27 protein-coding genes are annotated in these 25,947 nt (G+C 63.2%); 15 read left to right on the plus strand and 12 right to left on the minus strand.

The window, feature by feature from the left end:
• Positions 1–79: 79 nt before the first annotated feature.
• Both AAFN84_RS21070 and AAFN84_RS21075 read right to left on the minus strand, forming a co-directional pair.
• Positions 80–1,267 carry an ABC transporter substrate-binding protein gene (locus AAFN84_RS21070; protein WP_347516672.1) on the minus strand — a complete coding sequence of 396 codons (1,188 nt, stop codon included), beginning with the start codon at positions 1,265–1,267 and terminating at the stop codon, positions 80–82.
• Between the two features lie 134 nt (positions 1,268–1,401).
• On the minus strand, positions 1,402–2,154 hold the full coding sequence (locus AAFN84_RS21075) for an SDR family oxidoreductase (protein ID WP_347516673.1): 753 nt from the start codon (positions 2,152–2,154) through the stop codon (positions 1,402–1,404).
• A 118-nt stretch (positions 2,155–2,272) separates the two neighbouring features.
• Here AAFN84_RS21075 and AAFN84_RS21080 point away from each other — a divergent pair, with 118 nt between their 5' ends.
• From AAFN84_RS21080 to AAFN84_RS21105, 6 genes are all read left to right on the plus strand, one after another.
• Positions 2,273–3,178 carry an NAD-dependent epimerase/dehydratase family protein gene (locus tag AAFN84_RS21080; protein WP_347516674.1) on the plus strand — a complete coding sequence of 302 codons (906 nt, stop codon included), beginning with the start codon at positions 2,273–2,275 and terminating at the stop codon, positions 3,176–3,178.
• Positions 3,179–3,212: 34 nt separating this feature from the next.
• The gene (locus tag AAFN84_RS21085; RefSeq protein WP_347516675.1) at positions 3,213–3,920 is read left to right on the plus strand and encodes a glutathione S-transferase C-terminal domain-containing protein; all 708 of its coding nucleotides are present in this window, start codon (positions 3,213–3,215) and stop codon (positions 3,918–3,920) included.
• A gap of 40 nt (positions 3,921–3,960) precedes the next feature.
• The gene (locus AAFN84_RS21090; protein ID WP_347516676.1) at positions 3,961–5,019 is read left to right on the plus strand and encodes an alkene reductase; all 1,059 of its coding nucleotides are present in this window, start codon (positions 3,961–3,963) and stop codon (positions 5,017–5,019) included.
• Between the two features lie 221 nt (positions 5,020–5,240).
• Positions 5,241–6,461 carry a PLP-dependent aminotransferase family protein gene (locus tag AAFN84_RS21095; protein WP_347516677.1) on the plus strand — a complete coding sequence of 407 codons (1,221 nt, stop codon included), beginning with the start codon at positions 5,241–5,243 and terminating at the stop codon, positions 6,459–6,461.
• Entirely contained in the window at positions 6,458–7,309 is an 852-nt protein-coding gene (locus AAFN84_RS21100; protein WP_347516678.1) for an SMP-30/gluconolactonase/LRE family protein, read from the plus strand. Before AAFN84_RS21095 ends, AAFN84_RS21100 begins: the two co-directional genes overlap by 4 nt.
• A gap of 19 nt (positions 7,310–7,328) precedes the next feature.
• Positions 7,329–7,712, plus strand: coding sequence for a RidA family protein (locus AAFN84_RS21105; RefSeq protein ID WP_347516679.1), 384 nt, complete (start codon positions 7,329–7,331; stop codon positions 7,710–7,712).
• 164 nt (positions 7,713–7,876) lie between these two features.
• Here AAFN84_RS21105 and AAFN84_RS21110 read toward each other — a convergent pair whose 3' ends face one another.
• Genes AAFN84_RS21110 through AAFN84_RS21140 form a run of 7 tightly spaced genes read right to left on the minus strand, consistent with a single transcriptional unit; the run spans position 7,877 to position 15,830 of the window.
• The gene (locus AAFN84_RS21110) at positions 7,877–8,659 is read right to left on the minus strand and encodes an SDR family oxidoreductase (protein WP_347516680.1); all 783 of its coding nucleotides are present in this window, start codon (positions 8,657–8,659) and stop codon (positions 7,877–7,879) included.
• 3 nt (positions 8,660–8,662) lie between these two features.
• Complete coding sequence (locus tag AAFN84_RS21115) at positions 8,663–9,739, minus strand: phosphotransferase family protein (RefSeq protein WP_347516682.1); 1,077 nt, start codon at positions 9,737–9,739, stop codon at positions 8,663–8,665.
• Between the two features lie 3 nt (positions 9,740–9,742).
• Complete coding sequence (locus AAFN84_RS21120) at positions 9,743–10,951, minus strand: acyl-CoA dehydrogenase family protein (RefSeq protein WP_347516683.1); 1,209 nt, start codon at positions 10,949–10,951, stop codon at positions 9,743–9,745.
• 41 nt (positions 10,952–10,992) lie between these two features.
• Positions 10,993–11,796, minus strand: coding sequence for a ketoacid CoA transferase (locus AAFN84_RS21125; RefSeq protein ID WP_347516684.1), 804 nt, complete (start codon positions 11,794–11,796; stop codon positions 10,993–10,995).
• Between the two features lie 11 nt (positions 11,797–11,807).
• A complete protein-coding gene (locus AAFN84_RS21130; RefSeq protein ID WP_347516685.1) occupies positions 11,808–12,686 on the minus strand; it encodes a CoA-transferase in 879 nt (292 codons plus the stop codon).
• Between the two features lie 44 nt (positions 12,687–12,730).
• On the minus strand, positions 12,731–14,821 hold the full coding sequence (locus AAFN84_RS21135) for a 3-hydroxyacyl-CoA dehydrogenase NAD-binding domain-containing protein (protein ID WP_347516686.1): 2,091 nt from the start codon (positions 14,819–14,821) through the stop codon (positions 12,731–12,733).
• Between the two features lie 16 nt (positions 14,822–14,837).
• Entirely contained in the window at positions 14,838–15,830 is a 993-nt protein-coding gene (locus tag AAFN84_RS21140; RefSeq protein ID WP_347516687.1) for an NADPH:quinone oxidoreductase family protein, read from the minus strand.
• 210 nt (positions 15,831–16,040) lie between these two features.
• Here AAFN84_RS21140 and AAFN84_RS21145 point away from each other — a divergent pair, with 210 nt between their 5' ends.
• From AAFN84_RS21145 to AAFN84_RS21160, 4 genes are all read left to right on the plus strand, one after another.
• Positions 16,041–16,514 (plus strand): nuclear transport factor 2 family protein, encoded by a 474-nt coding sequence (locus tag AAFN84_RS21145; protein ID WP_347516688.1) that lies wholly within the window; start codon positions 16,041–16,043, stop codon positions 16,512–16,514.
• Positions 16,511–17,389, plus strand: a complete 879-nt coding sequence (locus AAFN84_RS21150) for an SDR family NAD(P)-dependent oxidoreductase (protein ID WP_347516689.1) — start codon at positions 16,511–16,513, stop codon at positions 17,387–17,389. Before AAFN84_RS21145 ends, AAFN84_RS21150 begins: the two co-directional genes overlap by 4 nt.
• Before the next feature lie 133 nt (positions 17,390–17,522).
• The gene (locus AAFN84_RS21155; RefSeq protein WP_347516690.1) at positions 17,523–18,725 is read left to right on the plus strand and encodes an acetyl-CoA C-acyltransferase; all 1,203 of its coding nucleotides are present in this window, start codon (positions 17,523–17,525) and stop codon (positions 18,723–18,725) included.
• Positions 18,725–19,336: a VOC family protein gene (locus AAFN84_RS21160; protein ID WP_347516691.1), complete on the plus strand. Its 612-nt coding sequence runs from the start codon at positions 18,725–18,727 to the stop codon at positions 19,334–19,336. The genes AAFN84_RS21155 and AAFN84_RS21160 overlap by 1 nt, the downstream gene beginning before the upstream one ends.
• A 3-nt stretch (positions 19,337–19,339) precedes the next feature.
• Here AAFN84_RS21160 and AAFN84_RS21165 read toward each other — a convergent pair whose 3' ends face one another.
• From AAFN84_RS21165 to AAFN84_RS21175, 3 genes are all read right to left on the minus strand, one after another.
• Positions 19,340–20,041 carry a TetR/AcrR family transcriptional regulator gene (locus AAFN84_RS21165; RefSeq protein WP_347516692.1) on the minus strand — a complete coding sequence of 234 codons (702 nt, stop codon included), beginning with the start codon at positions 20,039–20,041 and terminating at the stop codon, positions 19,340–19,342.
• Between the two features lie 163 nt (positions 20,042–20,204).
• Positions 20,205–21,080 (minus strand): SDR family oxidoreductase, encoded by an 876-nt coding sequence (locus AAFN84_RS21170; RefSeq protein ID WP_347516693.1) that lies wholly within the window; start codon positions 21,078–21,080, stop codon positions 20,205–20,207.
• Positions 21,077–21,592, minus strand: a complete 516-nt coding sequence (locus AAFN84_RS21175; protein WP_347516694.1) for a nuclear transport factor 2 family protein — start codon at positions 21,590–21,592, stop codon at positions 21,077–21,079. Before AAFN84_RS21175 ends, AAFN84_RS21170 begins: the two co-directional genes overlap by 4 nt.
• 120 nt (positions 21,593–21,712) lie before the next feature.
• Between AAFN84_RS21175 and AAFN84_RS21180 the strand changes: the two genes are divergently transcribed.
• From AAFN84_RS21180 to AAFN84_RS21200, 5 genes are all read left to right on the plus strand, one after another.
• Positions 21,713–22,126: a nuclear transport factor 2 family protein gene (locus AAFN84_RS21180; RefSeq protein WP_347516695.1), complete on the plus strand. Its 414-nt coding sequence runs from the start codon at positions 21,713–21,715 to the stop codon at positions 22,124–22,126.
• A 113-nt stretch (positions 22,127–22,239) separates the two neighbouring features.
• Positions 22,240–23,373: an acyl-CoA dehydrogenase family protein gene (locus AAFN84_RS21185; protein ID WP_347516696.1), complete on the plus strand. Its 1,134-nt coding sequence runs from the start codon at positions 22,240–22,242 to the stop codon at positions 23,371–23,373.
• Positions 23,370–24,542 (plus strand): acyl-CoA dehydrogenase family protein, encoded by a 1,173-nt coding sequence (locus tag AAFN84_RS21190; RefSeq protein ID WP_347516697.1) that lies wholly within the window; start codon positions 23,370–23,372, stop codon positions 24,540–24,542. The genes AAFN84_RS21185 and AAFN84_RS21190 overlap by 4 nt, the downstream gene beginning before the upstream one ends.
• A 31-nt stretch (positions 24,543–24,573) precedes the next feature.
• A complete protein-coding gene (locus AAFN84_RS21195; protein ID WP_347516698.1) occupies positions 24,574–25,089 on the plus strand; it encodes a nuclear transport factor 2 family protein in 516 nt (171 codons plus the stop codon).
• Between the two features lie 32 nt (positions 25,090–25,121).
• Positions 25,122–25,886 carry an SDR family oxidoreductase gene (locus AAFN84_RS21200; RefSeq protein ID WP_347516699.1) on the plus strand — a complete coding sequence of 255 codons (765 nt, stop codon included), beginning with the start codon at positions 25,122–25,124 and terminating at the stop codon, positions 25,884–25,886.
• Positions 25,887–25,947 lie beyond the last annotated feature (61 nt).

Here is a 25,947-nt window from a genome sequence, read left to right on the forward strand (position 1 = left end):
CGCTGGCGAATGGAAAATGCGGGGAGGTCACCGCCAACCATCGCGTCAGGCGGCGACCTCCCGGGTACGTCTCGGCACGCTAGAGCTTGCAGACGCTCTCCGAATGCGGACGGAAGGCCTTCTCGGCCGGCACCGTTGCCACCAACTTGAAGAAGTCATCCTTCTCCGAAACGTCGTCCGGACCGTTGACTTCGAGCAGGTACATGTCGTGGATCAAGCGGCCATTGGGATACAGCGTGCCGTTGCTGACGAAGAAATCGTCCAGCTCGACTTCGCGCATCGCCTTGAGAACCGCTTCCGACTCATCTGTCCCTGCTTTTTCCACCGCCTTGAGATAGGCGCTGACGGCGGAGTATGTGCCCGCGGCGATCCAGCCCGGCGCGTTGCCGGTGATCTCCATCATGCGACGACCGAACTCTTCCGACGCCTCGTCCTTCTTCCAGAACCATGGTGTGGAGGCACGTACACCTGCCAGCGCTTCAACGCCAAGCGCGCGCGCATCTGACTGATGAAGGAACGTGACGGCGATCTTCTGACCGGCATCCATGATGCCGAACTCGCGGGCCTGCTTCATCGCGTTGACGAGCTCGGGACCGTTCAGGTTCATGATGATCGCCTGCGCGCCAGACGCTTGCGCCTGAAGCAGGTAAGACGAAAAGTCGGTCGTGCCGAGCGGCGCACGCACCTTGCCCTTGATTTCGGCGCCTGCATTGTTGACGGCGGTCTCCACCCAGGCTTCCTGAACCTTGCCCGCCTCGTAGTCCGGCGAAAGGATGTAGAAGGACTCGCCGCCTTCAGCGAGCAGCGCCGCAACCGTGGTGCCTACGGTGGAATAGGCGTCATAAGCCCATGCCACGATATGGCCGTTGCAGTCGGCTTCCGTAGGCCGGTCGGTGAGCGGCGAGACGAAAAGGCCCACTTTCTGCTGTTCGCCGATCAACGTGTTGACGCCCAGCGATACAGCTGAGTTGGCCACGTCGGCGATGGCATCTACACCATCCCTCTCGAGCCACTGCCGCGCAATGGCGAGCCCGACGTCTGGCTTGTTCTGGTGGTCGGCGGAGATGACCTCAATCGGGTTGCCGAGCACCGAGCCGCCGAAATCCTTAACGGCGAGCTCAGCCGCGCGGACAACCTCGGTTCCGCCGAGCGCCGAGAACGAGGTGCTCTGATCGTTAAGCACCCCGATCTTGACGGTGTTGTCCTGTGCCTGTGAGACAAGGGTCGTGGCGACCAGCATGGTCGTTGCCAGCAGCAATTTCTTCATCGTTCCTCCCATTGGCGCGCCTTGGTGCGGACGACGTGTTGCGCCCTGTTGCGAAGGCCGTCCGTTTCGCGCTCGTTACAAAATCTGCGGGCACCGGCTCGCGGAAGCATCGTCCTAACAGACTAGCCGGTCCTTCAGCCGACGTTCTGTGCCCCGTCGGCCGTCATCAAGCTGCCGGAAACATAGCGCGCATCCTGCGAAAGCAGAAAGCCGATGACGCCGGCAATGTCCTCCGGCTCTCCTCCCTCGGTCAAGCCTGCCAGGCGCGGGGCGCGTACCAATAGCGACGCATTTTGCCGTTCGAGCTGCGGTTGGTTCGAGGCGATTGCGGTCTTGACCCGGCCGGGAGCAACTGCATTGAAGCGCACCCCTGCATGCGCGTACTCCACCGCCAGCGATTTCATGAGCGCTACTATCCCTGCCTTTGCGGCGGCATAGTGGGCGGCGTAGGCGATGCCATGGGTGGCGGCCGTGCTGGCGATAAAAACGGCGCTGCCCCGCGCTTCGATCAGGGCTGGAACTGCGGCCTGAGCAATGCGGGCGACACTCGTCAGATTCACGGCGACGACCGTGTTCCATTCGTCTGGCCCGATCTCAACGAAATGGCTGCGGCGATAGATGCCAGCATTGCACACGAGCATGTCAAGCCGACCTGCGCCCGCTATCGCGCTGCGCGCCATGGCGGCCGAGCCATCGCCATCTGCTGCATCGTATATGAGTGTGGTCAGGTCTTCCAGTTCGCTTGCCAGCATCTCGAGGCCATCGCGATCACGATCCGCCGCGACCACGCGCGCTCCTTCTCGCGCCAGACGTAACGCGGTGGCACGGCCGATGCCGCCCGCCGCGCCCGTGACCAGCGCCACCTTGCCATTGAATCGTCCGACCATGTGCATCTCTCCGTCATGGAAGGACAGCCCGCCTCGTCTCTTCCGGCATCATTCGTTCGGACGATGCCGGCGCGGCGACACAGCGACAGTGTGGCCTTTTTGGGCAGGAGCATTGCGCGTGAACGTTCTCATCATCGGCGGAACCGGCATGATCGGCGGCCACGCGGCCGTGCATCTCGAAAAGCTCGGGCATGCGGTGACGCTCGGCGCGCGCAAGCCGGCGCGCGAGGGTACGCCCATGGCCACGATGCCGACGATCATCGGGGACTACTCCCAGCAGACTTTCACCGAGAAGGACCTGGAGCCATTCGACGCCATCGTGTTCGCGGCGGGCCAAGACATTCGCCATATCCCCCAAGGCGCCGACGAACACGAATTCTGGCGCGTCATGCAGATTGAAGGCGTGCCGAACTTCGCACAGCTTGCCAAGAAGGCTGGCGTCCGGCGCTTCATCCAGCTTGGCAGCTACTACCATCAAGTAATGCCGGAACTGATCGAGAAGGTGCCTTATGTGCGGGCTCGAGCGCTCGCCGACGCGGGCGCAAGGGCCATGGCGGACGACAGTTTCAATGTCACGACGCTCAATCCGCCCTCAATTGTGGGGGCAATCCCCGGCATTCCCGCGAAGCGCTACGAGACACTCGCAGCGTGGGGCCGAGGGCAGCGGCCGGAAATTCCCGACTATGCGCCGGCCGGCGGCACGAACTATCTGTCGGTTCGCTCGCTGTCGCAGGCCATCGCCGGCGCGCTCGAGCGCGGCGAACCGGGCAAAGCCTATCTCATTGGCGATGCCAACCTCACCTTCCGGGATTTCTTCCAGAAGATCTTCGACGCGGTGGGGACCGATCGCCAACTGAGCGAGGAGGACCGCGAGCACCCATTGTTGCCTGACGCTTTCATCGTGCCAGGCCGCGGCGTCATTCTCTCATACGAGCCCGACCCTGCCGAGACCGTGCTGCTTGGCTACCAGCGTGGCGACATCGACCGTGCGGTGGCCGAGGTGGTCACGGCGGTCGGCGGCTGACGCGATCGAGTCAGTCATAGAGGACGAAATCTCGATGATCGATCTCTACGCGTCCACAACGCCAAACGTCCTCAAGGTGACGCTGATGTTGGAGGAGTGCGGGCTCGACTACCGCATGCTGCCAGTCAATGTGTGGAAGGGCGAGCAGTTCGCGCCGGATTTCCTCGCGCTGAACCCGAATGCGAAAGTGCCGGTGATCGTTGATCATGACGGGCCGACAACGGTGTTCGAATCCGTCGCCATCTTGTTCTACCTTGCGGAAAAGTGCGGGTGCCTGCTGCCCGCTTCTGGCGCTCCCCGCGCCGCTGTGATGCAGTGGCTGGTGTTCCAGGCCGCCAATCTCGGGCCGACGAACGGTCAATTCAATCATTTCAAGCTGTTTGCGCCACCGGACCAGGCATATGGCCGCGACCGCTACACCACAGAGTTGCACCGCATTTACGCGGTGATGGAACAACGCCTGACACAGACGTCCTATCTCGGCGGTGAAGCGTTCTCCATCGCCGATCTCGCCGTATTTCCGTGGGTCTGGTCGAACGCGAACCGCTGGGCGGAAACGCTTTCCTTCCTCGCCCCCGCCGCCAGTCCCGGCATCGCCGCGTGGTACGAACATTGCAAGGCGCGGCCGGCGGTGCAGCGCGGGCTTGCCGCGCACGGCACCCTCAAACCGCTGGTGTCCACATCGACACCTGACGATCTCGACCGCATGTTCGGCCGCGGCGCCTATGCCTGGCGATCGTGAGATCGCACCCAAGACAGATGACGGAGTTGAAATGCCTAGCTTGTTCGACCCGGTGACCTTGGGTGCACTCGCGCTGCGCAATAGGATCGTGATGTCACCAATGACGCGCAGTCGTGCTGGCGCTGGCGACGTCCCGACACAACTTCACGCCGAATACTATCGCCAGCGGGCGACGGCTGGCCTGATTGTCACCGAAGGCATCCAGCCAAGCCCCGCGGGGAAGGGCTACTGCAGAACGCCGGGGCTGTACTCGGCCGCGCAAACGGAAGGCTGGCGGCGGGTCGCGGCGGCGGTTCACGGCGAGGGCGGCTTGGTCGTCGCGCAGCTCATGCATTGTGGCCGCGTCGCCTCCCGCGTCAACAAGAACGACGGTTCGGACGTCGTTGCACCATCGGCTATCCGCGCGGACGGCAAGATCTTCACCGATGTCAGCGGTCCCGTCGCCATGGAGATGCCGCGCGCGCTGCATACGCACGAGGTGCGGTTCGTCGTGGAGGAATACCGCCAGGCGGCGCTGAACGCCCGCGCGGCGGGCATGGACGGCGTGGAACTGCACGCCTCAAGTGGATACCTGCCGATGCAGTTCCTTTCCTCAAACACGAACATGCGCACGGATCGCTATGGCGGGAGCGTGGAAAACCGCATCCGCTTCGTCATGGAGACGCTGCAGGCGATGGGGGAGGCAATCGGTTTCGACCGCGTTGGCATGCGCGTGTGTCCCGGGCTCGACTACAACGACATCGATGATGCGAACCCAGCTGAGACCTACGGCCTTCTGCTGCAAGAAGCTTCGGCCTTGGGCCTCGCCTATCTTCACCTGGTGCGCCGCAGCTTTCCGCTCGTGGACAATTTCACGCTAACAAAAGCACATTGGCGTGGCCGCCTCATACTCAACAACGAGCTGACACCCAAGAGCGCGGCAGCCGCGATCGCCGACAGCTCTGCAGACGCGGCATCCTTCGGTCGACACTTCATCGCAAACCCCGACCTTGTTTACCGCATCCGCCAAGAGGTCGCGCTGTCCGACTACGACCGCGCCCGCGTCTATACGCAAGGTCCGCAAGGCTACACCGACTACAAGCCCGCCAACCCGGCCTAGTCAGTTTGGACCACGCGAACGGCGAAAGGCGGTTCTAGCCTGCGCGCGGGAAGGCTGCGGCGGCCTGATAATTGCGCGGGATGCGATGATGTCGCGCCCTGTGTCCAGCAGGGTCGTGGACAGCTGTTCAATGGTCGCGACCACGAAAGTCCGATCACCGCACGCGGTCGGGCGGCAACGCGGAGCAACGAATCGGACCACCATCGAAGAGGAGGAAATCAATGTCCATCGAAACACTTCGCGCCAAGGCGTCCAACACAGGGCCGGCGCTGTTCTTCCCCGATCCGGAAGTGCCCGCAATCTATAATTTCGATCAGGGTCTCGCCGCACCGGAAACGTATCCCGTCGCCGATCTCACCCGGCTCGCCAAGAAGGTTCTCGACGGCGCCGGCCCCTCGGTGCTCGATTATTTTGACCCGGACGTTGGGTATGAAGAGCTGATATTCGGGTATCGGGGTCTGCGCGCGCGCATCGCCGAGCGCACGAAGGCGATGCAGGGGCGCGATGTCGGGTATGACGGCGTGATCCTGACGTCAGGCTCGGTACAGGGTCTGGCGCTCGCCATGGCCGGCTATATCGACCCGGGCGACGTCGTCATCGCCGAGGCCTCCTCATTCCCCTACGCGCTGCGTTACGCCACGATGCAGGGCGGCGAGATTCGTACGCTGACCATCGACGACAACGGCATGGTGGTCGAAGACCTCGAGGCGCTGATCGGGCAGGTGAAAAGCGAAGGCAAGCGAGTGAAACTCGTTTACACCATCCCCACGTTCCAGACGCCGACCGGAACGGAAATGTCGGTTGCGCGCCGCAAGATGCTGGTGGACGCAGCAAAGAACCATGATTTCATGATCGTCGAAGATGCCGTCTATTCCGACCTGCGCTTTGCCGGTGAGCACCTGCCCTCGCTGCTCAGTCTCGACGACAGCGGTCGTGTTATCCAGTGCGGCTCGTTCTCCAAGATGGTCGCGCCCGCGCTACGCATGGGTTGGTTCATCGGCTCTCCCAAGGCAATCGAGCCGCTGGCGGTCATGCGGCAAGACCTCGGTGTCGCACAGTGGATCGCCCGCGTCATGGCCGAATTCATGGATGAGGGCCTCCTTGAGCCGCATCTGGCCCGTGCCTGCGCGGTCTACGGCCGCAAGGCCAACATTGCGGCAAACGCGCTGCGCGAGCATTGCGGCGATTTCGTCCGTTTCCAAATGCCGCAAGGCTCATTCTACATCTGGGTAGAGATCGATGACCAGGTAGACTGGGACGCGGCGGCGGCCCGTGCCGCGCAAGAAGGCATATTCTTCCGTCCTGGCGAGCGTTTTGCAGGGGTGAAGGACAACCGCAAATTCCTGCGCCTTTCCTACGGCCATGTCAGCGAAGAGATCATTGGCGATGGCATCGCCCGGCTGGGCGCGATCCTGCGCGAATGCGCACGGCAGGACGCATGATCGCGGCCCGCACGATAGCGTCGGGATTTGCCTATCCCGAGGGACCGCGCTGGCATGATGGTCAGCTATGGGTGGCCGATCAGCACGACGAGACCGTCCACATCCTCGCGGCGGACGGGCTACGCGTCGACAGTTTTCACGTCGCGGGAGGCCCGTCCGGCATGGGTTGGCTTCCAGACGGTGACCTGCTGGTGGTTTCGATGGAGGGGCACAGGCTTCTGCGCGGCGACAGAGCGGGCCTTGCGCCCTACTGCGAGCTCGGCGACATCCACCACCATCTCACCAATGAGATGGTGGTGGATAGTGCGGGCAGAGCCTATGTCGGCAATATCGGCTTCGATTTCGAAGCCGGAGACCCGGTGACGCCGACCATGCTTGTGATGGTCGACACCGCCGGCGCGCCGCGCATCGTCGCCGAAGATCTGGTCTGCCCGAACGGCACCGTGATCACGCCCGACGGCAAGACTTTGATCATCGCGGAGTCACTTGCCAACAGGCTCACCGCTTTCGACATCACGGGCGACGGCAGCCTGTCGAACCGGCGCGTGTTCGCGCAACTGCCCGGCCACATACCCGATGGCATCTGCCTGGACGCGGAAGGCTGTGTATGGGCGGCCTCACCGTTTACCAACTCGGTCGTACGCACGCACGAAGGCGGGCAAATTACAGATACGGTCACGATCGATGGGGCTGGAGCCTTCGCCTGCATGTTGGGCGGTGTGGACGGGCGCGACCTTTATGTGTGCGTCGCCAACCCTTCGATGCGGCCGGACACGCTGACAATGCGCGGCGGCAGAATCGACGTTGCACGGGTCTCGGTGCCCGCCGCCACCGGCGCGCGACCCTGAGGGACAATAGGCGGCGACGATGACCGACAGACAAAATCTCAACCCTTCCGGCATGACATTCCCCGGCATGAGCCAGGGTGTCGCGAAGGGAGACCTGATCCACATATCAGGTCAGGTCTCGCTCGACGCCGGAAAGGTCGTCGGCATTGGCGACGCGGCGGCGCAGGCTCGCCAATGCTTCGCAAATATCGAAGCGGTCCTGTCTCTTGCTGGCGCTACACTAAACGACGTCGTGGCGCTGCGCTGCTATCTCGTCGAGGCGGAACACTACGCACACTATGCGTCTGTTAAGAACACGCTTTTTGAAGGTAACCCGCCCTGCGGCACGGCGGTCATCGTGAAGTCGCTGCTATCGCCGGACTTTCTGATGGAGGTCGAGGCGGTGGCGCAGCGTGGCATGTAGCAACAGCCCGCCAGACAATCGCCAGGCGCCTTCATTTCGCGCATGGCAGTGCCCGAGCGGCGAAACACCCTACCGCATGTCCGGTTCATCGCCTGTGCGGCGCACACGACATCAGGTTGCGGACTGTTCCATGCAAAATACGCCGCAGCGTCGTCTGGTGACGATCACACGTGATAACCGCCATCGACGTTGATGACCTGTCCGCTGACGAACCGCGCGCGGCTGGAAGCCAGAAACGTCGTCGCTTCCGCCACGTCCACTGGCTTGCCCCAGAATTTCAGCGGCACGTTGGCCGCCGCCGCGTCGATATATTTCTGGTCAATGAAACCCTGCGCCATGAGCGCCGGATGAGAACCCGCATCGATAATGCCGAGCGCGACGCCGTTTGCGCGGATGCCATAGCGGCCCTCTTCCTTGGCTACGGCCTTCATGATGCCGTTGACGCCAGATTTTGGGACCACAGACAGCCCGTCGGCCGAGGCGTAGCGAAACTGGGCGGAACTTTGCACCGCCACGACCGAGCCGCGCGAGGCCCGCAGGTGCGGTATCGCATAGTGGACTACGTTGAAGAAGCCCAGTGTGTCCTGAAGCAGGTGCTTTTTCATCAGCGCGGGGTCGACCTTGCTGAGATGGATGAGCGGGACCAAAGGGCCGGCGGCATAGACAACCGTGTGGATACCCCCGCCCCCATCTGCGACCTTGGCGACAAGGTCCGCGACCGCTTCCGGATCCTCGATGTTGATACCGTGGATGGAGGCGCAGCGGCCTTCACCCCGCACGCCTTCGGCGGCAGCGTGCGCCTTCGGCTCATTGCTGAAATAGGTAAGCGCGACGTCGCAGCCGTCGCGCGCCAGCACACGGCAGATTTCTGCGCCGACGCCGCCGCTGCCGCCGATCACCAGCGCGCGGCCCTGCACGGGGTAAAGCCGCCTAGTATCATCCGTCATGAATCACCCTCCCATCTTCATGGCGTGTTCCGCATAGCGCCAGCCCAGTTCTGCGACCGGCCGCGCAAGCGCGCCTGCCTCGCGCGCATGGGGGCTGGAGGCGGTACCATCAACGACGCGTTTCATGATGCCTTGGCGTATCGCGGCGACCCGGAACAGGCAAAAGGCCAGATAGGCGTACCACGCCCGATCGCAGACGCCCTCCTGCTTCGTCGCGCGCAGATATGCATCCCGGTAGCGCCGCTCGTCGGGAATGCCCGTGCCTGTCAGGTCGATGTCCCCCAGCCCGCGATAGGGGCGGCCAGGAAAATGCCATGTCAGCATGTGATAGGCGAAATCGGCTATCGGGTCGCCGACGGTGGAAAGCTCCCAGTCCACCACCGCAATCACACGTGGTTCGCTTGTGTGAAAGATCATGTTGTCAATGCGATAGTCGCCGTGGATGAGCGCCGCGCGGCGCTGAGACGGAATGTTGTCAGGCAGCCATGCGATCAGACTGTCCATCGCCTCTATCGTTAGCGTTTCGGAAGCGCGGTACTGCTTGCTCCATCGCGCGACCTGCCGCGCGACGTAGTCTGCCGGCCGGCCGAAATCCCCCAATCCCGCCGCGACATGGTCAAGCGAATGAAGTGCGCTGATCACGCGGTTCATCTCATCATAGATCGCCGCGCGATCCCGAGGCTGCATGTCCGGCAGGACGGGCTCCCAGAAGGAGCGGCCCTCTACATACTCCATGATGTAGAACATCGCACCAGCGACCGTATCATCGTCGCAGAGCAACAAGGCGCGCGCTACGGGCACATCGGTCTGGCGCAACGCCGAGATCACGCGAAACTCCCGATCGACCGCGTGGGCGGAGGGCAGCAACGTGCCGTCGGGCTTCTTGCGCAGCACCAGCCTGCGCACGCCGCCAAATGAAAGCAACATCGTGGGGTTGGACTGTCCGCCCCGGAAGCGTTCGATGGTCATGTGCCCGCCGCAATCCGGCAGCCGCTCCATCAGCCAGGACTGCAGCCGCCCCTGTACGATCGGGCTGTCGGCCGCCAGCGGCTCGGTGCCGACGAAGCGCGCGGCATCCATGGCTCAGCGCGCCTCGGCATATTTGGCAAGTTCGAGCTTTCCAATCTGGTTGCGATGCACCTCGTCGGGGCCGTCGGCAAAGCGAATCTTTCGCGCATGGGCGTAGTAATTTGCCAGGACGAAATCCTGCGAAACGCCAGCCGCCCCATGCGCCTGTATCGCCCAGTCGATGACCTGGCAGGCCATGTTCGGCGCAGCCACCTTGATCATCGCGATTTCGGCCTTTGCCCGCTTGTTGCCGACCGTGTCCATCATGTGCGCCGCCCTGAGCGTGAGCAGCCGAGCCTGGTCGATGAGGATGCGCGCTTCCGCGATGCGCTCCAGTGTCACGCCCTGCTCGGCGATCGGCTTCCCGAAAGCGACGCGTCCTGCGACCCGGCGGCACATCAGTTCCAGGCAACGCTCCGCCTGCCCGACGAGGCGCATGCAATGGTGGATGCGCCCTGGCCCAAGACGGCCCTGTGCGATCTCGAAGCCGCGCCCTTCGCCCAGAAGCATGTTCGACGCCGGCACCCTCACGTCATCGAACGCGATCTCCATATGGCCGTGCGGGGCATCGTCATACCCAAACACGGTCATTGGCCGCAGCACGGTGATCCCCGGTGTCTTCAGTGGCACCAGGATCATCGACTGCTGGTTGTGCCGGGCAGCCGAGGGGTCGGTCTTGCCCATAAAGATCAGCAGTTCGCAGCGCGGATCGCCCACGCCGGAAATCCACCATTTTCGGCCGTTGATGACGTAGTCGTCGCCATCGCGGACGATGGAGCTCTGAATATTGGTGGCATCACTGGAGGCGACGTCCGGCTCGGTCATGGCGAAAGCAGAGCGAACCGAGCCATCGAGCATGCCGGGCAGCCAGCGTGCCTTTTGCTCGGGCGTACCATAACGCTCGATCGTTTCGATATTCCCGGTATCGGGCGCGCTGCAGTTGAACACCTGTGCGGAGAAATGAACGCGTCCCATGACCTCGCACAGCGGCGCGTATTGCATGTTCGTCAGCCCCGCGCCGTGTTCGGAATCGGGTAGGAAGAGATTCCAGAGACCTTCAGCGCGCGCCTTTTCCTTCAGCTCGTCGAGAATGGGCGGATTGCCCCAGCGGTCACCTGCGACCTGCTCGTAATAGTGCTTTTCGTTGGGATAGACGTACCGGTCCATGAACGCGGCTAGACGCGCCACCAGACCCGTCGTCTTTTCGTCGTATTCGAAATCCACCGCCGCCGCTCCGCTTTCAGCCCTGTCTTACCTGCACGCCTTCAGGCGGCTGCGCGGATGCCGGGCGGGTTGCCCTTCAGCACCTTGGCGCGCAGATTGTGCGGGTCGAGCCGGTTGATGATGGCGATCTGCTCGGCGGTGGGCGCCGCCGTTTCCTTGATGCCGTCCAATTTCAACAGCGGAAAGCCCGTGTTTTGTTGCACTTCATCGAAGGTGACGCCTGGATGAAGCGAAAGAACCCGCGCGCCATGCTCCGGCCCGTCAAAGGCGAACACGCAGAGATTTGTCACGACCAATCCCAGCTTGACGAAATCGTCCTTCGCGCCCACCGGCCAGGTTTCGGTTCGGAAGCCGACGCTCGACACGACATCCACTTCGCCTTCCACGAAGGTGCGCGTGCTGTGATTGGGCAAGAACATCGAGTTCTTGTGCGAGATGCTGTTGCCGGGAAAGCCGCGGACGCCGAGCATCTGTACCTTCGGCTTTTGAAAGTCGGGGCCAAGCGCGGAAATGTTGCCTTGCCCCCAGCGGTCCACCTGCACCGGCGTAACCATGGCGTGACGGCGACCAGACCAAACGCTATCGAACACGCGGCCATACGGCATCCAGCCGTTGTATTTCGGTCTGAACTCGCCGCGCGGACCGAGCGGGGTCGGTTCCTCGACGATCATCGCCTCGCCATCGGTCAACAAGATGCCGGGGGCGAATGTCAGCTTCGCAAGGCCCGCCGCCAAGCGCGGAAGCGGGCCGATGCCGGTGGCCAGAAGTTCGCCGTCATCCCGCCAGGTTTCCGCAGCCGCGGCGATGACGAGATCCGCGAGGGTGAAGTCTGTCGCAGTGGTCATGATACGTCCGTTCAGAATGTGGGGATGGGCAACGCGCGGATGCTGGCTTCGCCGCCGACGCTTTCGATGTAGGCGGCCTCGCCACCCGTGATGTGCATGTCGAAATAAGCCTGCCAGCCGCCTTCCTCGCCCGCCGAGGCGGCATAGGCTTTGAGGTGGGCAGCGTCCCAACCATACGCGTAGTGAGAGGTGGTGGGGTGGGCGCCGAGCGGCGCTTCCACAACGCCCTTGACCAGATAGGCCTCGAAAAGGTTTGCCTTCATGTCCTCGGGGTTCTCGGACGATAGAGAGTCAACAAGTTGTTCGGTGGTCACGTAGACGCTGCCGGAGGCCTGCGCAAAAAGCTGGTCAAAGAACGGATCGGGGCCGAACGTCAGCGTGTTGCCGACGCGGTCGGCCTTGCTGACATGCAGAATTGCCGCATCGAGCTTAATCGCTGGCATTGCGAGCAGCTCCTGCCCGTCCTCGTAGGGTGAGGTGATCGTCTTGAAATTTGGGTTTGCGTGCATGACCGCAGAGCCAAGCCCGACGCGCGTGGCAGCGAACGGAACGTTGTGGGCGGCGGCGCGAAGTCCAAGAAGCAGAAGACCTTCGTCCAATTCCGCCACCGTGACGGATCCACTTTCGCGCGCCTTGCGGAAGTAGGGTTCGATCGGGATGAAATCGAGCGAGACGAAGCCGTAGATCAGCTTCTTCACCTTGCCGGCCGCGCAAAGCATGCCGACTTCCGGCCCGCCATAGGCGACAATCGTCAAGTCCTTGAGGTCGGAGCGGATAATCTCGCGGATCAGCGCCATCGGCTTGCGCCGCGGCCCCCAGCCGCCAACCCCGATCGTCATGCCGTCGCGAAGCTCCGCGACAACTGCCTTGAGTGACATCTGCTTGTTCATGGGAAACTCGTTTCGTTCTGCAGTCGGAATTGATCGTTGCGGCCTCAATCGTGGAAGCCGCGCCTTTCGCTAGCGAGCCGCTCGATGAGCGCGGCCGGCTTGAAATATTCTTCGCCTACGATACGGCTGTACCTGTCGAGCGCTTCCTTGACGTTGGCGATGCCGATCTGGTCCGCCCAGAACATTGGTCCGCCCAAGTGGCTCGGCCAGCCGAAGCCACTGGTCCAGATCACGTCGATGTCGCCTGGCCTCGCGGCTGCGCCCTCGTCCAGAATCTTGGCCGCTTCGTTGACCATAGCCAGAAGGCAGCGCTCAAGGATTTCCTCGTCAGAGATCTCGCGCGCAGAAAACCCGCGCTCGGCGCGGTGTGTCGCCAGCAACTGGTCCACCGCCGGGTCGTCCTGCGGCTTCCGGTCCTCGCCATAGAGGTAGTATCCGGCTCCCGTTTTCTGACCGAGCCTGCCGGCTGCGGCCAGCTTGTCGACGATGTTGCAACTCTGCTCGCGCAATGTCATTCCGGCGATGCGCGCATTGCGGGCGGCAGCCATCACATCCATGCCTGCGAGATCGGCAAGCGCGAACGGTCCGATCGGAAAGCCGAAACCGGACAGCACCTTGTCCACCTGCCGCGGCGTTGCGCCATCTTCGAGTAGGAACTGCGCCTCGCGGGATCGTTTCGACAGCATTCGATTGGCGACAAAACCCTCCGAGCGACCAACCATGACGGGCACCTTGCCGATCTTTTTTCCAACCGCCGTGATGGTGGCGAGAACTTCTGGGGCCGTGCGCACGGCACGAACGTTTTCCAGAAGCTTCATCACGTTGGCGGGGTTGAAGAAGTGCATGCCCGCCACGTTTTCCGGCCGCGATGCCGCCGAGGCCAGCGCCTCGATGTCGAGGAACGACGTGTTGGTGGCGATGATCGCGTTGGCCTTCAGCACCGCGGAGAGCCGCGCGAACACCTCCGTCTTGACGTCGAGATTTTCCGTGACTGCCTCGACCACGAGGTCGACGTTGGCCAAACCATCGTAGCTGGTCGTGGTTTCCAGCAGCGTCATACGCTCGTCAAGCTGCGCCTCGGTCATCGAGCCACGCTTGATGCTGCCGCCATAGAGCTTGCGAATTGCCGCTTGAGCCTTGGTAAGGCTCTCCGCACTGCGGCCGACCAGAATCACCGGGAAGCCGGCATCCACGAAACACGCGGCAATGCCACGCCCCATCACACCGGGACCGACCACGCCGACCTTTCGAACGTCTCTCGGTTTCGTATCTGTCGGCACATCTTCCAGCTTGAGCGCCGCGCGCTCGGCCGCAAAAAGATGGCGCAACGCCTTCGATTGCGGCGAGGAGATCAACTCCCTGCAGGTGGCATATTCCTTTGCGGCGGCTTCTACAAAGGGCGTCACCGTCATCATCTCGATCAGATCGACCGCGATCTGCGGTGCCTTCAGGCCCTTGTGGCGCTTTGCCAGTTCTGCGCGCTTGGAATCGAGGAGTCCTTCATCGAATGCCGGCACCGGAAGATCGCTGGTACGTCGCACCGCACCGACGTCAGCCAATCGCTGCGCGAAATCGATCGCCGCGCTCCTGAGGTCGCTTGCGACGACTTCGTCTACCAGCCCCTTGTCGCGCGCAGCTTCCGCACCGATCTGGCCGCCTTCGGCGATCATGGTCAGCGCATCGGGTACCCCGATCAAGCGGGGCAGGCGCACGATGCCGCCGGAGCCTGGAAGCAGGCCGAGCTTCACTTCCGGCAGGCCCATGCGCGCATCCAACGCGGCGATGCGGTAGGAGCACGCCAGCGCGATCTCAAGCCCACCACCGAGCGCGGTTCCGTGCATTGCGGCAATCACCGGCTTGTCGCAACGGTCAAGCCGGTCGATCAGTTCTCCGAGCCGTGGCTCTTTCACGGGCTGCCCGAATTCGCGGATGTCCGCTCCTGCGAAAAAGGTGCGGCCGTCGCAACGGATCACCAGCGCCTTGCAGTCGACGTCCTCCTCGAAACGCTGCAGCGCCGCGACCAGCCCGACCCTGACCGAATGCGACAGGGCATTGACAGGAGGGTTGTCGACAGTGGCGACCAGAACCGGCCCCACCCTGACCAGAGATACGGTTTCACTTGTTTCGTCGTTCATATGACGTTGCTCCGCATCACGCATCTTCGGCCTCGTCCATCACAAGCACGACTTTGCCCTTCGCCGACCGCTCCATCACCACGTCCAGCGCTTCGGCGAAGCGGTCGAGCGGATACCTGGCCGAGATATGCGGCCGCAGGCTGCGTTCCGCGAACCAGGCGAAAAGCTCGACCATGTTGGCAGCATGGCGTTGGGGATCGGCGCGCGCGAACGCGCCCCAGAACACACCGACTATCGCCGTCTGCTTGAGAAGCAGCAGGTTGAGCGCAACCTTGGGAATGTCGCCGGCAGCGAAACCGATCACCAGATGGCGACCGTTGACGGCGAGGCTCCGCAACGCGGTTTCCGTCTGGCCCCCACCAACGGGATCGTAGACCACGTCCACACCGCGGCCCTGGGTCAGGTCCTTGATGCGCTGGCGCAGGTCCTCTTCCGCATAATTTATCGACTCGTCCGCGCCATGCGCGCGGCATAGATCCAGCTTTTCTTGCGTGGAAGCTGCCGCGATGACGCGCGCGCCCATACGTTTGGCTATCTCCACAGCCGTAAGGCCGACCCCGCCGGCCGCGCCCAGCACGAGCACGGTTTCGCCAGGCCGCAAGATGGCGCGATCCTTCAGCGCGTGATGCGAGGTAGCGTAGGTGATGAGAAAGCCCGCAGCCTGCTCGAAGCTCATCGCATCGGGAATCGGATAGACGCGCTCGGCCTCGGCCAGTGCTTCCTGCGCATAGCCGCCGATGCCGTTGAACGCGAGTACCCGCTGGCCAGGTCGCAGGGTGACAACATTCTCGCCCACCGCCGTCACCACGCCGGCAACTTCGCTGCCGGGAGTGAAGGGAAGCTCCGGCTTTGTCTGGTACTTGCCCTCGACCATCAGGCCGTCGAAGAAGTTGAGGCCGCACGCACGGACCTGCATCAGCACCTGGCCCTTGCCGGGCACAGGCGACGGCACCTCCTCGAGGCGCAGGTTCGCTCTTGGCGAAAAGTCCCTGCAGATGACGGCCTTCATTGTTTGTATAACCACGCTGTCAGTTTCGAGCGACGCAAATGCGCACCATGGCTGACACATGAGGGAGGCATTGGCCCCTGCCATCGTCCAATGGGACTAACGGCGGCGACATCTTCGCCGCCACCTGCCTCTAGTCTGTTCGGACCATAGCGATGGAAGGCCGCGCCCATACCATTGGCAACCAGCTGGATCGGCTGAGGGAAGCGTCGCATGACATCGCAGGAACATCTTCTGGACCTGGTCGCCATACGGCTGACGGCCGAGCGCTATGCCCTGGCGGTTGACACTCACGACGCTGACGCCTTCGCCGCGCAATTCACCGGCGACGGCGTTCTGGAGGCTCCGCGTGGCCGCTTTGAGGGACGCGCACAACTGGCCGGCGTGCCGCCCATGATGAAGGCACTCTACGAGCGCACACATCACGGCGTCGTAGCCGTGGTCCCGGTAATCGATAACATGCGCGCACGGGCGCAAACCTACACGCTTGCACGCCATTATTATCGCGATTCCGGCGGCGTCGAGCAGTGTTACGAGATGACGGTGCGCTATGAGGACATGTTCTGCAAGATCGCGGGCGAATGGCTGATCGCGAACCGCAAGCTGGTCGTCGTCGGCGACGCCACCTACCCAACAGGCAGCCGACGCGGGGCCGAAAACCAACCAGAAAAAATGGATGCGCCATGAGCCTCGACACCGAACGTTCCATCTTCGGGCTGGCCGGCAAGGTCGCTCTTGTCACGGGCGGCGGTGCCGGAATCGGTCGGGCGAGCGCCGAGCTTCTGGCCAAGGCCGGGATGCGGGTCGCGGTCGCGGAAATCGACCCGGCGCGAGCCGCCGACGTGCGTGAGGCACTTGAGGGCGCTGGCTGCGACTGCCTTGTGGTCGAGGCGGACGTGCGCGAGCATGGCGACGTCGAGAAACTGCTGGATGCCGTGTCGTCGCGCTTCGGGCGGCTCGACGTGCTCGTCAACAATGTTGGCGATTACCTCGGTTTCAAGGGAGAGTTCATCAATTCGACGGAGGAGGAGTGGCAGGCGCTCTACGCGGTCAACCTGCTGCACATGTTCCGTGTCACGAAGGCCGTCATACCCCTGATGCGAGGCAGCGGCGAGGGGGGCAGCGTCGTCAACCTCTCCACGATCGAGGCGTTTCGCGGCATTCCCCTAACTGTGGTTTATTCAGCGTTCAAGGCCGCGATCACCGGCTTTACGCAGAGCTTGGCGGTCGAGCTCGGCCAGCATGGCATCCGCGTCAACGCGGTCGCGCCGGAGACGACGAACTCCGCCCAGATCGTGGCGACGTCGCGAGTACCGTCCGAAAATCGCGAGAACATGAAGCGCTGGTTTCCCATCGGCCGCTTCGGCGAAGGTTCGGATTCGGCCGGAGCGGTGCTGTATCTCGCGTCGGATCGACTCTCGGGTTGGGTCAGCGGATCGACCATCGTGGTCGATGGCGGTGCGCTTGCAGCGGGCGCGTGGATGCGCATGCCAGACGACAACTGGACTCATCTACCGGTTATCGAATCCGACGGTTACACACCCCGTCCTGGCAGGCGCTAAAGCCATACGCGAGGCGCGACGAGGGGCGCGCGGGCTTCGCTAGTCTTTTCAGACGATGCCGGGGCCCGGCCGCCGGCACTAGAGCCTTTAGTTCAAGCGCTCCCGCGCGCAAAGAAGAGAACTGGAGCCACCCTTGCGCGAAGCCGTCATCGTTTCCGTCGCCCGAACCCCCATCGCAAAGGCATTCCGGGGTGCGTTCAACGACACCGAGGCCCCGACGCTGTCCGGCCATGTTACAGCAGAGGCCGTCCGGCGCGCGGGCATCGATCCCGTTTGCGTCGAAGACGTGATCATGGGTTGCTCTGCCCAGCAGGGCACGCAGGGTTACAATATTGGCCGCCTCACCGCCGCCGCCGCCGGCCTGCCGTCTTCCGTGCCCGGCATGTCGGTGGACCGCATGTGTTCTTCGGGACTGATGGCGGTCGCTATCGGCGCCCGGCAGATTGTGCTGGACGGCATGCAAACCGTCATAGCCGGCGGTGTTGAGTCGATCAGCCTCACCCAAAACAAGCACAAGAATTCCTACCGCAGCCGCGCGCAGGCCGTGCTTGCGAAATCGCCGCACATGTACATGGCCATGATTGAGACGGCTGAGATCGTGGCACGCAAATACGGTGTCACGCGCGAGGCGCAGGACGAGTTCTCGCTCACGAGCCAATTGCGCACCGCCGCAGCGCACGAAGCGGGTCGCTTCGACAGCGAGCTCGCGCCGATGGCGACGCACAAGGTCGTCGTCAACAAGGAGACCAACGAAACCACGTACCAGGAGGTGACGCTCACACACGATGAGGGTTTCCGCGCTGACACGACGCTGGAAGGCCTTGCCAAGCTGAAGCCGGTGTTCGCCGACGGTGAAGTCATCAAGGTGGGTGAGCATGTCACTGCTGGCAACGCGTCCCAGCTGTCCGACGGGGCGGCCGCACTGGTTCTTATGGAGGCAGTCGAGGCTGCCCGGCTTGGCCTTTCCCCACTCGGCGCATTCCGGGGTCTATCGGTCGCCGGCTGCGCGCCGGAGGAGATGGGCATCGGCCCAGTGTTGGCGGTGCCGAAGCTTCTGGCGCAGCATCGACTGAAGGTCGACGACATCGACCTGTGGGAACTCAACGAAGCCTTTGCCAGCCAAGCGCTCTACTGTCGCGATCGGCTCGGCATAGATCCTGAAAAGCTCAACGTCGATGGCGGTGCGATCGCAGTCGGTCACCCTTTCGGTATGACTGGCGCGCGCACCGCAGCTCATCTCCTATTGGAAGGCCGCCGTCGCAAGGCGCGCTATGGCATTGTCACAATGTGCGTAGGCGGCGGCATGGGCGCGGCCGGCCTGTTCGAGATTTTCTGATGGCGGGGCAGGCGCCACACGGGTCCGCCATGAACCTGGCCCGATCGGCACTCGGTCCTGTTACGCAGCTCGGTTTCGTCGTGCGCGATCTCGATGCCGCCGTGCGCCACTGGGTCGAGGGGGTGGGGGTCGGCCCGTTTCTATTCCTTGAGAAGGGCACTGGGCGGCCGCCGAACCCCTCCATTTTCCGGGGGCAACACGTCGTCGTCGAAATGCGGCTCGCCTTCGGATTTATTGGTGATGTGCAGGTGGAGCTTATCCAGCAGATCAACAACGCACCGTCTCCCTATCTTGAATTTCTCGCAGAGGGTCGCGAGGGGCTCCAGCATCTGTGCCATTCCGTCGATGACTACACCGCAGCATGTGTGCAGCTGGAAGCATCCGGCTATATCCGCGAATTCGTGATCCCGGTTGCTGGCCACAACGACGCGATAGCTTACTACCGTTCGCCTTCCTTCGTCGGGACGATGGTAGAGATCGTCCCGCCACGCTGGCGCAAGGCCAGAGCGGCCGTCCAAGAGCGGATTCGCGCCTGGGATGGCGGCGATCCGATCATTCGCTACGACAGCTATGGCGACTTCCTCGCGGCGGCCAAGGTCGATTTCGACTGACTGCTATTTGAGAGTACGTTCCAGCAAGTCTACCTGTTCGCGAAGGCCCTTCAGCGCGTCGCGCACGCCGGCATTTCTGTCGACCACGCCGTCGCGCGCCGTCAGGCCGTGCAGCGCCATGTCGGCGATGATCTCGCCGATCTCGGCTGGCGAGCGAGCCCCGCTGGGCGAATACCAGCGCGACGTCCAGTTGGCCATACCGATGACGGCGAATGCCGCCACCTTGGGGTCCACTTCGCGAAACTCGCCACAGCTAATGCCCTCTGCGATGCAACGGACGTAGAAATCATAGATGTCGCGCCTGCCCTGATTGTAGAGCGGACCGAGTTCCTCGGGGATCTGCGCTTCCAGACGCGCGAGCAGGATGAAGCGCGAGCCCGACGAAAGTCGCCGCGTGATGCCGTCGACCACCGCGCGGCGCAAGCGCTCCGCGGGCGTAAGGCCGGTCTGCGTCATCAGGTCCTTGAGCTGGTGGGACGGAGTGAGTGCCTCAGCCTCGACCAGGGCCGCAAGGATTTCCTCCTTGTTGCGGAAGTAGTGGTAAACTGCGGAACGACCGAGCCCGATGGCGCGCGCGATATCGTTGATGCTGGTCTGGACATACCCCTTGCTGTCGAACAGTTGCGCCGCGATATCGATCAACTGTTCGCGCACCAGCTCCTTGCGCGGATTCGTGCCGCGCGGGTCCGAAGCTGGTTGTACCATCGCGTTCGCTTCTTCCAGCGAAGGCACCGTTCTATCCGCTGTCCGGGTCATTCTATTCACACACTCCCCTTTTCGAGGCTTGTTCGCGTGCTGGGAGTTCTGCTGACACTGGGGCCTACTACGAACCGCTCCGTTCTTCCAGCCTTCACGCAACTGACCGCTACTATTGTGCAGAAGACAGTGCCAGCCCGAGCTTTTGCTGGCGTGTCTCCAGAGTATTCGCAAATGCGTCTGCCACCTTTTCCATAGTCCATTCATCCTCGAGCACCGGAAAGGCTATGAGTGGATGAGTGACATAGGAAAGCTGGCGTCCGGCAATGCGCACAACCTGCCCGTTGATCGCTGCCGCAGCGTCGGAAAGCAGGTAGCTGACCACCGGCGCATTCACCTGTGCTGGGGGCAGCGAAGCGTAGTGTACGTCGCGACCTGCGGCCTGGATCGACATCAGATGCGCGTTCTGGCTGGCCATCGCGGTCTCTGCCAGGGGCGACAGCGCGTTCATGCGGATGCCACTGCCCCGCAGCTCCATCGCCCAACTGTAGGTCAGCGATGCCACGGCGCCCTTGCTGGCGCCATATCCGCCGAGCGCAATGTCACCGGCCTGAGAGCCAGAGGCGACGTTGAGAACGGAACCGCCCTTGCCGATCTCCCGCATCCGACCCACGGCGGCCTGCGCACACGCCGCCGTGCCCAGCACGTTGATCTCCAGCATCCGCCGCATGTCGCTTTCCGTCACATCCTGCAGCAGCGCGGGGCGCAGGATGCCGGCGTTGTTGACGAGGCCGGTGATCGTGCCGAAAGTATCCAAGCATGCGTCAATCAGCGTTTGCGCGAATGACCAGTTGGAGATGTCCCCTGCACAGGCGGCAGCCCGTCCACCTGCCGCGACGATCGCCTCGACGGTTTCTGCGACCGCTGCTGGATCGACGTCGTTGGCGAGCACTGCCGCGCCACGCGATGCCGCGTGCCGTGCGTAGGCCTCGCCCAGCCCGCCGCCTGCGCCGGTAACCACCACGACCTTACCCGCCAGTTCATTCATACCGAAATCTCCTGAAACTCTTTGGCAGCAAGCCCGCGCGACAGAATCTCGCGACCGGCCGGCGTTCCGTCCATCAGCCTGTTTGTGCGGGAAGTGACTTTCCAGTCACCCGCGACGCGTATCAGCTCCCAGCGATTGGCGCTGACGCGCTCGATCTTCCACCCGTCGCCGGCGCGGACGTAGAGGCGCGAATAGCCTGTGGCGACCGCGCGGTCGCCCTCCACCGAGATGAACGGCAGGCTCATGACATGCGCGCAGCCTTTCGCGACATAGCCTCGATGGGAATGAAGATTGACGAGGCTGCCGACGTCTTGCGCGCCGACATGCGGCCTGCCGCCGTAGTCGTAGGTGCCGTCCGGCGCCCACAAACTTGCAGTAGCGTTCTCGTCGCAGCTATCCACTGCCAGTGGATAGCTGGCGAGAAGTCGATAGATTGCTATTTCGTCCTCAAGCCGGCGCATACGCGCCTCCAACGCCGCCAGACGCGCCTGCCTTCGGTGTCTCTCAGCCATTGCGCCGCTCCTTTTGATGCGCCGACTATCCACGCGGTGACAGCTGCGCTCATCGTTCATTTGCAGGATGCCGCTTGCCGCTTTGCGGATTTAGATTGCTCCTCAACGGAGGAGTGCACCATGGACGAGGCTGTCAGCCTACGCATCGAACACACGTGCGCGAAACTGGTTCACCGATTCTGCTTTCTGGTCGATGCCTATCGTCACGAGGAACTGACGGCTCTTTGGGCGGAAGACAGCGTTTGGGAGACATGGCGCGGCCCCATCCGCGGACGCAGCGCGATCCGTGCCTATCTGGACGCCAAACTGCGCACGGATGTGACCATCCACATGGCGCACAACATAGTCATCAATGTCGTGGATGAGTGTAATGCCAGCGGAAGCGCGGTTTTCACCTATCACGGCACGAAGCGCAGCGACCCCGCCTCGTTGACCCCACGCGTGGTTGGGCGATACTTCGACCGCTTCGTTGTGACCGGTGATGGTTGGCGTTTCGCACATCGCCGAACCGAGATGACATTCACCGCATCCTGAATTGGTGACATCCATCACCCGTTCGGACGATGCTTGCGGCAGGCCGGGGTGGCATTGCGGTCAGGCTGCCGATGCAACCGGCAAATGATCAACGAATAGATTCCGGCAACGGCATGGACCTTGTTTTCTCCGACGACCAGAAGATGATCCGCGATGAGGCGACGCGTTTCTTGGCCGATCGCAGCTCCTCGGAGCGGGTACGCCAGATCGTGCAGGCCGCGCAAGGATTGGACGCCGAACTGTGGGCGACGGTGGCGGGAGAGCTCGGCTGGTGCGCCATGGCGATAAGCGAGGAATTCGGCGGATTGGGCCTGGGGATGAGCGAGCAGATGCTGCTGATGGAGGCGGCCGGTTTGCGGCTCGCCGCGCTGCCCCTTTGGTCCACCGCGTGCATGGCCGCACCGCTTATTGCAGCCGTCGGCGTCGATGCGGCGAAGGCAAAGCTGCTCAGGCGCATCGCCGGTGGCGAGGCGGCGTCGGTCGCCTGGGGCAACATCGGCGCGGTGGACCCGCTGGCGCATGACGGGTTCGAGGCGCGTGCCGACGGCGGCGGCTACGTCATCGCGGGCCGTGCAGCGCAGGTGACGGACCTGCTGGCGGCTGGCATCGTGCTGGTGCCGGCGCGGCTTGATGGCGAGCTTGCCCTGTTTTGCCTACCGGCTGAGGCTGGTGAAAGGCGGCTCCTTGCCACGCTGGACGGCACACGCCAGATCGGTGAACTGACTCTCGACGCTGTCAGCCTCCCCGCCTCCGCGCGCATTGACGCCGCTGGCTTCGACGCCGCTGCCGCGCGACCCGCCATCGAAAGCGCGATGCTCGGCCTTGCCGCCGAACAGGTTGGCGCGGCGCGCGGCGTCATGGATATCACGCTGAACTACATCGCAGGGCGCGTTCAGTTCGGCCGCGCCATCGCATCCTTTCAGGCTGTCAAGCACCGCTGTGCGTTGCTTGAGGTTGATTTTTCGGAGGCGCGCTCGCTGATTTATGGCGCGGCAGCAAGCTTCGCCACCGCTACCCCAGACGAGCGCCGCAGTGAGGTTGCGGCTTCTCGCGCGCTAGCGAGTGCCCTGCTCTACCGCACATCTGAGGAGGCAATCCAGCTCCACGGCGGGGTGGGCTTCACCTGGGAATACGACCCGCATCTCTACTTTAAGCGCGCGCAAGCCGCGTCCAGCCTTTTTGGCGCGCCTCACGCCCATCTCGAGCTGATCGCCGATGGCCTCCTCGGTGCAAAGGGGCCCCGATGAGCGACGCTCTGCGCACTGAGGTTCGCGACTGGATGGAAACGAACCTGGCCGGGCGCTTTGAGCCCCTGCGTCATCGCGGCAATGCCGGCGACGGCGACGCGCTGCCGGAGCTGCGCAAGGAATGGGAGCGCGTGCTGGCCGATGGCCGCTGGACGTGTCCGGGCTGGCCGAAGGAATGGGGCGGGAGGGGCCTTTCGGTCGCCGAGCAGATCGTGTTTCAGGAAGAATATGGCCGCGCCGGCGGGCCGGGCCGCATGGGGCACATCGGTGAGGGACTGATCGGTCCGACGCTCATCGCCTTTGGGACCAACGACCAGAAGGAGCGTTTCCTGGCCGGCATCCGCGCCGGCACCGAATATTGGTGCCAAGGTTATTCCGAGCCAGGCGCTGGCTCGGACCTCGCCAACATCCGCACCCGCGCGCGGTTCGACCCAGCCAGCGGCGACTGGCTCGTCAGCGGCCAGAAGGTATGGACCTCGCTTGCACATCTGTCTGACTGGATCTTCGTGCTGGCGCGCTGCGAGGAGGGCTCGGTCGGCCGCAACGGCCTGATCTTCCTGCTGATGCAGCTCAACCAGCCCGGCGTCGAGATTCAGCCAATCCGGCAGATCGGCGGGGGGGCGGAGTTCAATTCTGTGTTTTTCGACGGCGCGCGGGCCAGAGCTGCCGATATCGTTGGCAAGCCGGGCGAGGGATGGAAGATCGCGATGGCGTTGTTGGGCTTCGAACGCGGCATTTCCACGCTCGGCCAGCAGATGGCTTTCGCGCAGGAGCTGAACCTCATCTGCGAGATCGCGCGCGAGAACGGCGCGGCGCATGTGCCGGAGCTGCGGCTGCGCGTCGCGCGCGCCTGGGCGGGGCTGCGCGCGATGCGCTATCTTGCCATGCGCGTCCTTTCCGGTGACCCGTCAGGCGAGACACTCCGCGAGACACTCGGCTACAAGTATCACTGGTCGAACTGGCATCGCGACCTCGGCAAGCTCGCCATGGACGTCTTGGGGCCTGACGCTAACGTCGTGTCGGACGACCCGCGCCATGAGAGGCTGCGGCAGCTTTTCCTGTTCAGCCGTGCTGACACGATCTATGGCGGCACCAACGAAATTCAGCTCAACATCATCGCCGAACAGGGTCTCGCCATGCCGCGTGAGCCCCGTGGCAACCTCTCGTGAGGGGCGACACATGGGAATCATGGACGCAAGCATGGATGAGATTATCGCGCGGGACAGCCTGCGCAGGCTCGTCACCGTCTATTCTCGTGCGGCGGACCGGCGCGACTTCGCGCTGCTGCGCAGTCTTTATCACGACGACGCCTTCGACCATCACGGCAGCATGTTCACGGGCGGCGCGGATGCCTATGTCGTCTTCGTGGAAAAGGCGATCGCCGCCTACGACGCCACCGTGCACTACGTGGTCAACATGGCCTTCGAGATCGACGGTGACGAGGCAGAAGGCGAAATACACAAGATCAACTACCACCGCACCGGCGGGGCGGATGCCTACGAGATCATCACGGGCAGCCGTAGCCTTGACCGCTATGCGCGCCGCAACGGCGAGTGGCGGTTCTTGTCGCGCTCCATCACGCTGGACTGGGCGCACAGACAGCCGGTCGATCCCTCCGCCTATGACGATTTCGCCGCCGGCAGCCCGCATGGCAGGGCCGGACCGGACGACCTGTCCTATTCGCTGTTGACACGGTTTGCGCGCCAATCCGGCTGATCGGCACGGCGCAACATGGGAGGATTGAGGATATGGGTTCAACCAAGCAGTTTGACGGCAAGGTCGCCGTCGTCACTGGCGCAGGCAACGGCATCGGCCGCGCCTGCGCCATCGCCTATGCCCAAGAGGGCGCCAACGTCGCCGTTTTGGACCGCGAGGCGGACGCGCTTGCCGAAACCGTGTCGCGGATCGAAGCTCTCGGCGCGAAAGCCATGCCTTTCGTCGGCGATATGACGAAATTGAACGAGGTCCAGGCGGCGTTCGCCGCTGCGCGCAAGGAACTTGGCCCCATCGACATGTTGCTCAACAATATCGGGCAGACGGCACGCGAGAACTACTCCGAATTCTGGCTGGCAAAGCCAGAAACATTGCAATTCGTCGTCAACGTATCGCTGATGACGACCCTGAACTGCTCCCGTCAGGTGGTGGAGGAAATGCGCGCGCGCAAATCGGGCAAGATCGTTTCGATCTCCTCCGACTCGGCCATGAACGGCGACATTGGCACCGTCGACTACGCCTCTGCAAAAGCCGGCGTTCTGGGCTTCACGCGAGCCCTGGCACGCGAGCTTGGTCCGTCAAAGATCAACGTCAACGCAGTATGCCCCGGACCCACCAACACGCGCGCCATGCAGCGCATTCCCAAGGACGCGTATGAGCGCGCGAAGAACGCGATTCCGCTTGGCGAATTGTCGGAACCGGAAGACATCGCCAATGCCGTCGTCTTCCTGTCGAGCGAAAAGGCACGCTTCATCACCGGGCAGACCCTCATGGTGAACGGCGGACGAGTCTTCTACTGAGATGGGCCGAGCGGCGGTCCATAGTTCATTCAGACGATGTTGCACTGCACCCGCGGGCTCA

Origin of the sequence: Mesorhizobium sp. CAU 1741 (assembly GCF_039839275.1) — a bacterium.
Lineage (GTDB): Bacteria > Pseudomonadota > Alphaproteobacteria > Rhizobiales > Rhizobiaceae > Aerobium.

Excerpts from the sequence above, each read along its gene's own strand:
- AAFN84_RS21070 (WP_347516672.1), bottom strand. The coding sequence starts at position 1,267 with ATGAAGAAATTGCTGCTGGCAACGACCATGCTGGTCGCCACGACCCTT.
- AAFN84_RS21075 (WP_347516673.1), bottom strand. The coding sequence starts at position 2,154 with ATGGTCGGACGATTCAATGGCAAGGTGGCGCTGGTCACGGGCGCGGCG.
- AAFN84_RS21085 (WP_347516675.1), top strand. The coding sequence starts at position 3,213 with ATGATCGATCTCTACGCGTCCACAACGCCAAACGTCCTCAAGGTGACG.
- AAFN84_RS21095 (WP_347516677.1), top strand. The coding sequence starts at position 5,241 with ATGTCCATCGAAACACTTCGCGCCAAGGCGTCCAACACAGGGCCGGCG.
- AAFN84_RS21100 (WP_347516678.1), top strand. The coding sequence starts at position 6,458 with ATGATCGCGGCCCGCACGATAGCGTCGGGATTTGCCTATCCCGAGGGA.
- AAFN84_RS21105 (WP_347516679.1), top strand. The coding sequence starts at position 7,329 with ATGACCGACAGACAAAATCTCAACCCTTCCGGCATGACATTCCCCGGC.
- AAFN84_RS21110 (WP_347516680.1), bottom strand. The coding sequence starts at position 8,659 with ATGACGGATGATACTAGGCGGCTTTACCCCGTGCAGGGCCGCGCGCTG.
- AAFN84_RS21115 (WP_347516682.1), bottom strand. The coding sequence starts at position 9,739 with ATGGATGCCGCGCGCTTCGTCGGCACCGAGCCGCTGGCGGCCGACAGC.
- AAFN84_RS21125 (WP_347516684.1), bottom strand. The coding sequence starts at position 11,796 with ATGACCACTGCGACAGACTTCACCCTCGCGGATCTCGTCATCGCCGCG.
- AAFN84_RS21130 (WP_347516685.1), bottom strand. The coding sequence starts at position 12,686 with ATGAACAAGCAGATGTCACTCAAGGCAGTTGTCGCGGAGCTTCGCGAC.
- AAFN84_RS21135 (WP_347516686.1), bottom strand. The coding sequence starts at position 14,821 with ATGAACGACGAAACAAGTGAAACCGTATCTCTGGTCAGGGTGGGGCCG.
- AAFN84_RS21140 (WP_347516687.1), bottom strand. The coding sequence starts at position 15,830 with ATGAAGGCCGTCATCTGCAGGGACTTTTCGCCAAGAGCGAACCTGCGC.
- AAFN84_RS21145 (WP_347516688.1), top strand. The coding sequence starts at position 16,041 with ATGACATCGCAGGAACATCTTCTGGACCTGGTCGCCATACGGCTGACG.
- AAFN84_RS21150 (WP_347516689.1), top strand. The coding sequence starts at position 16,511 with ATGAGCCTCGACACCGAACGTTCCATCTTCGGGCTGGCCGGCAAGGTC.
- AAFN84_RS21160 (WP_347516691.1), top strand. The coding sequence starts at position 18,725 with ATGGCGGGGCAGGCGCCACACGGGTCCGCCATGAACCTGGCCCGATCG.
- AAFN84_RS21165 (WP_347516692.1), bottom strand. The coding sequence starts at position 20,041 with ATGGTACAACCAGCTTCGGACCCGCGCGGCACGAATCCGCGCAAGGAG.
- AAFN84_RS21170 (WP_347516693.1), bottom strand. The coding sequence starts at position 21,080 with ATGAATGAACTGGCGGGTAAGGTCGTGGTGGTTACCGGCGCAGGCGGC.
- AAFN84_RS21175 (WP_347516694.1), bottom strand. The coding sequence starts at position 21,592 with ATGGCTGAGAGACACCGAAGGCAGGCGCGTCTGGCGGCGTTGGAGGCG.
- AAFN84_RS21180 (WP_347516695.1), top strand. The coding sequence starts at position 21,713 with ATGGACGAGGCTGTCAGCCTACGCATCGAACACACGTGCGCGAAACTG.
- AAFN84_RS21185 (WP_347516696.1), top strand. The coding sequence starts at position 22,240 with ATGGACCTTGTTTTCTCCGACGACCAGAAGATGATCCGCGATGAGGCG.
- AAFN84_RS21190 (WP_347516697.1), top strand. The coding sequence starts at position 23,370 with ATGAGCGACGCTCTGCGCACTGAGGTTCGCGACTGGATGGAAACGAAC.
- AAFN84_RS21195 (WP_347516698.1), top strand. The coding sequence starts at position 24,574 with ATGGATGAGATTATCGCGCGGGACAGCCTGCGCAGGCTCGTCACCGTC.
- AAFN84_RS21200 (WP_347516699.1), top strand. The coding sequence starts at position 25,122 with ATGGGTTCAACCAAGCAGTTTGACGGCAAGGTCGCCGTCGTCACTGGC.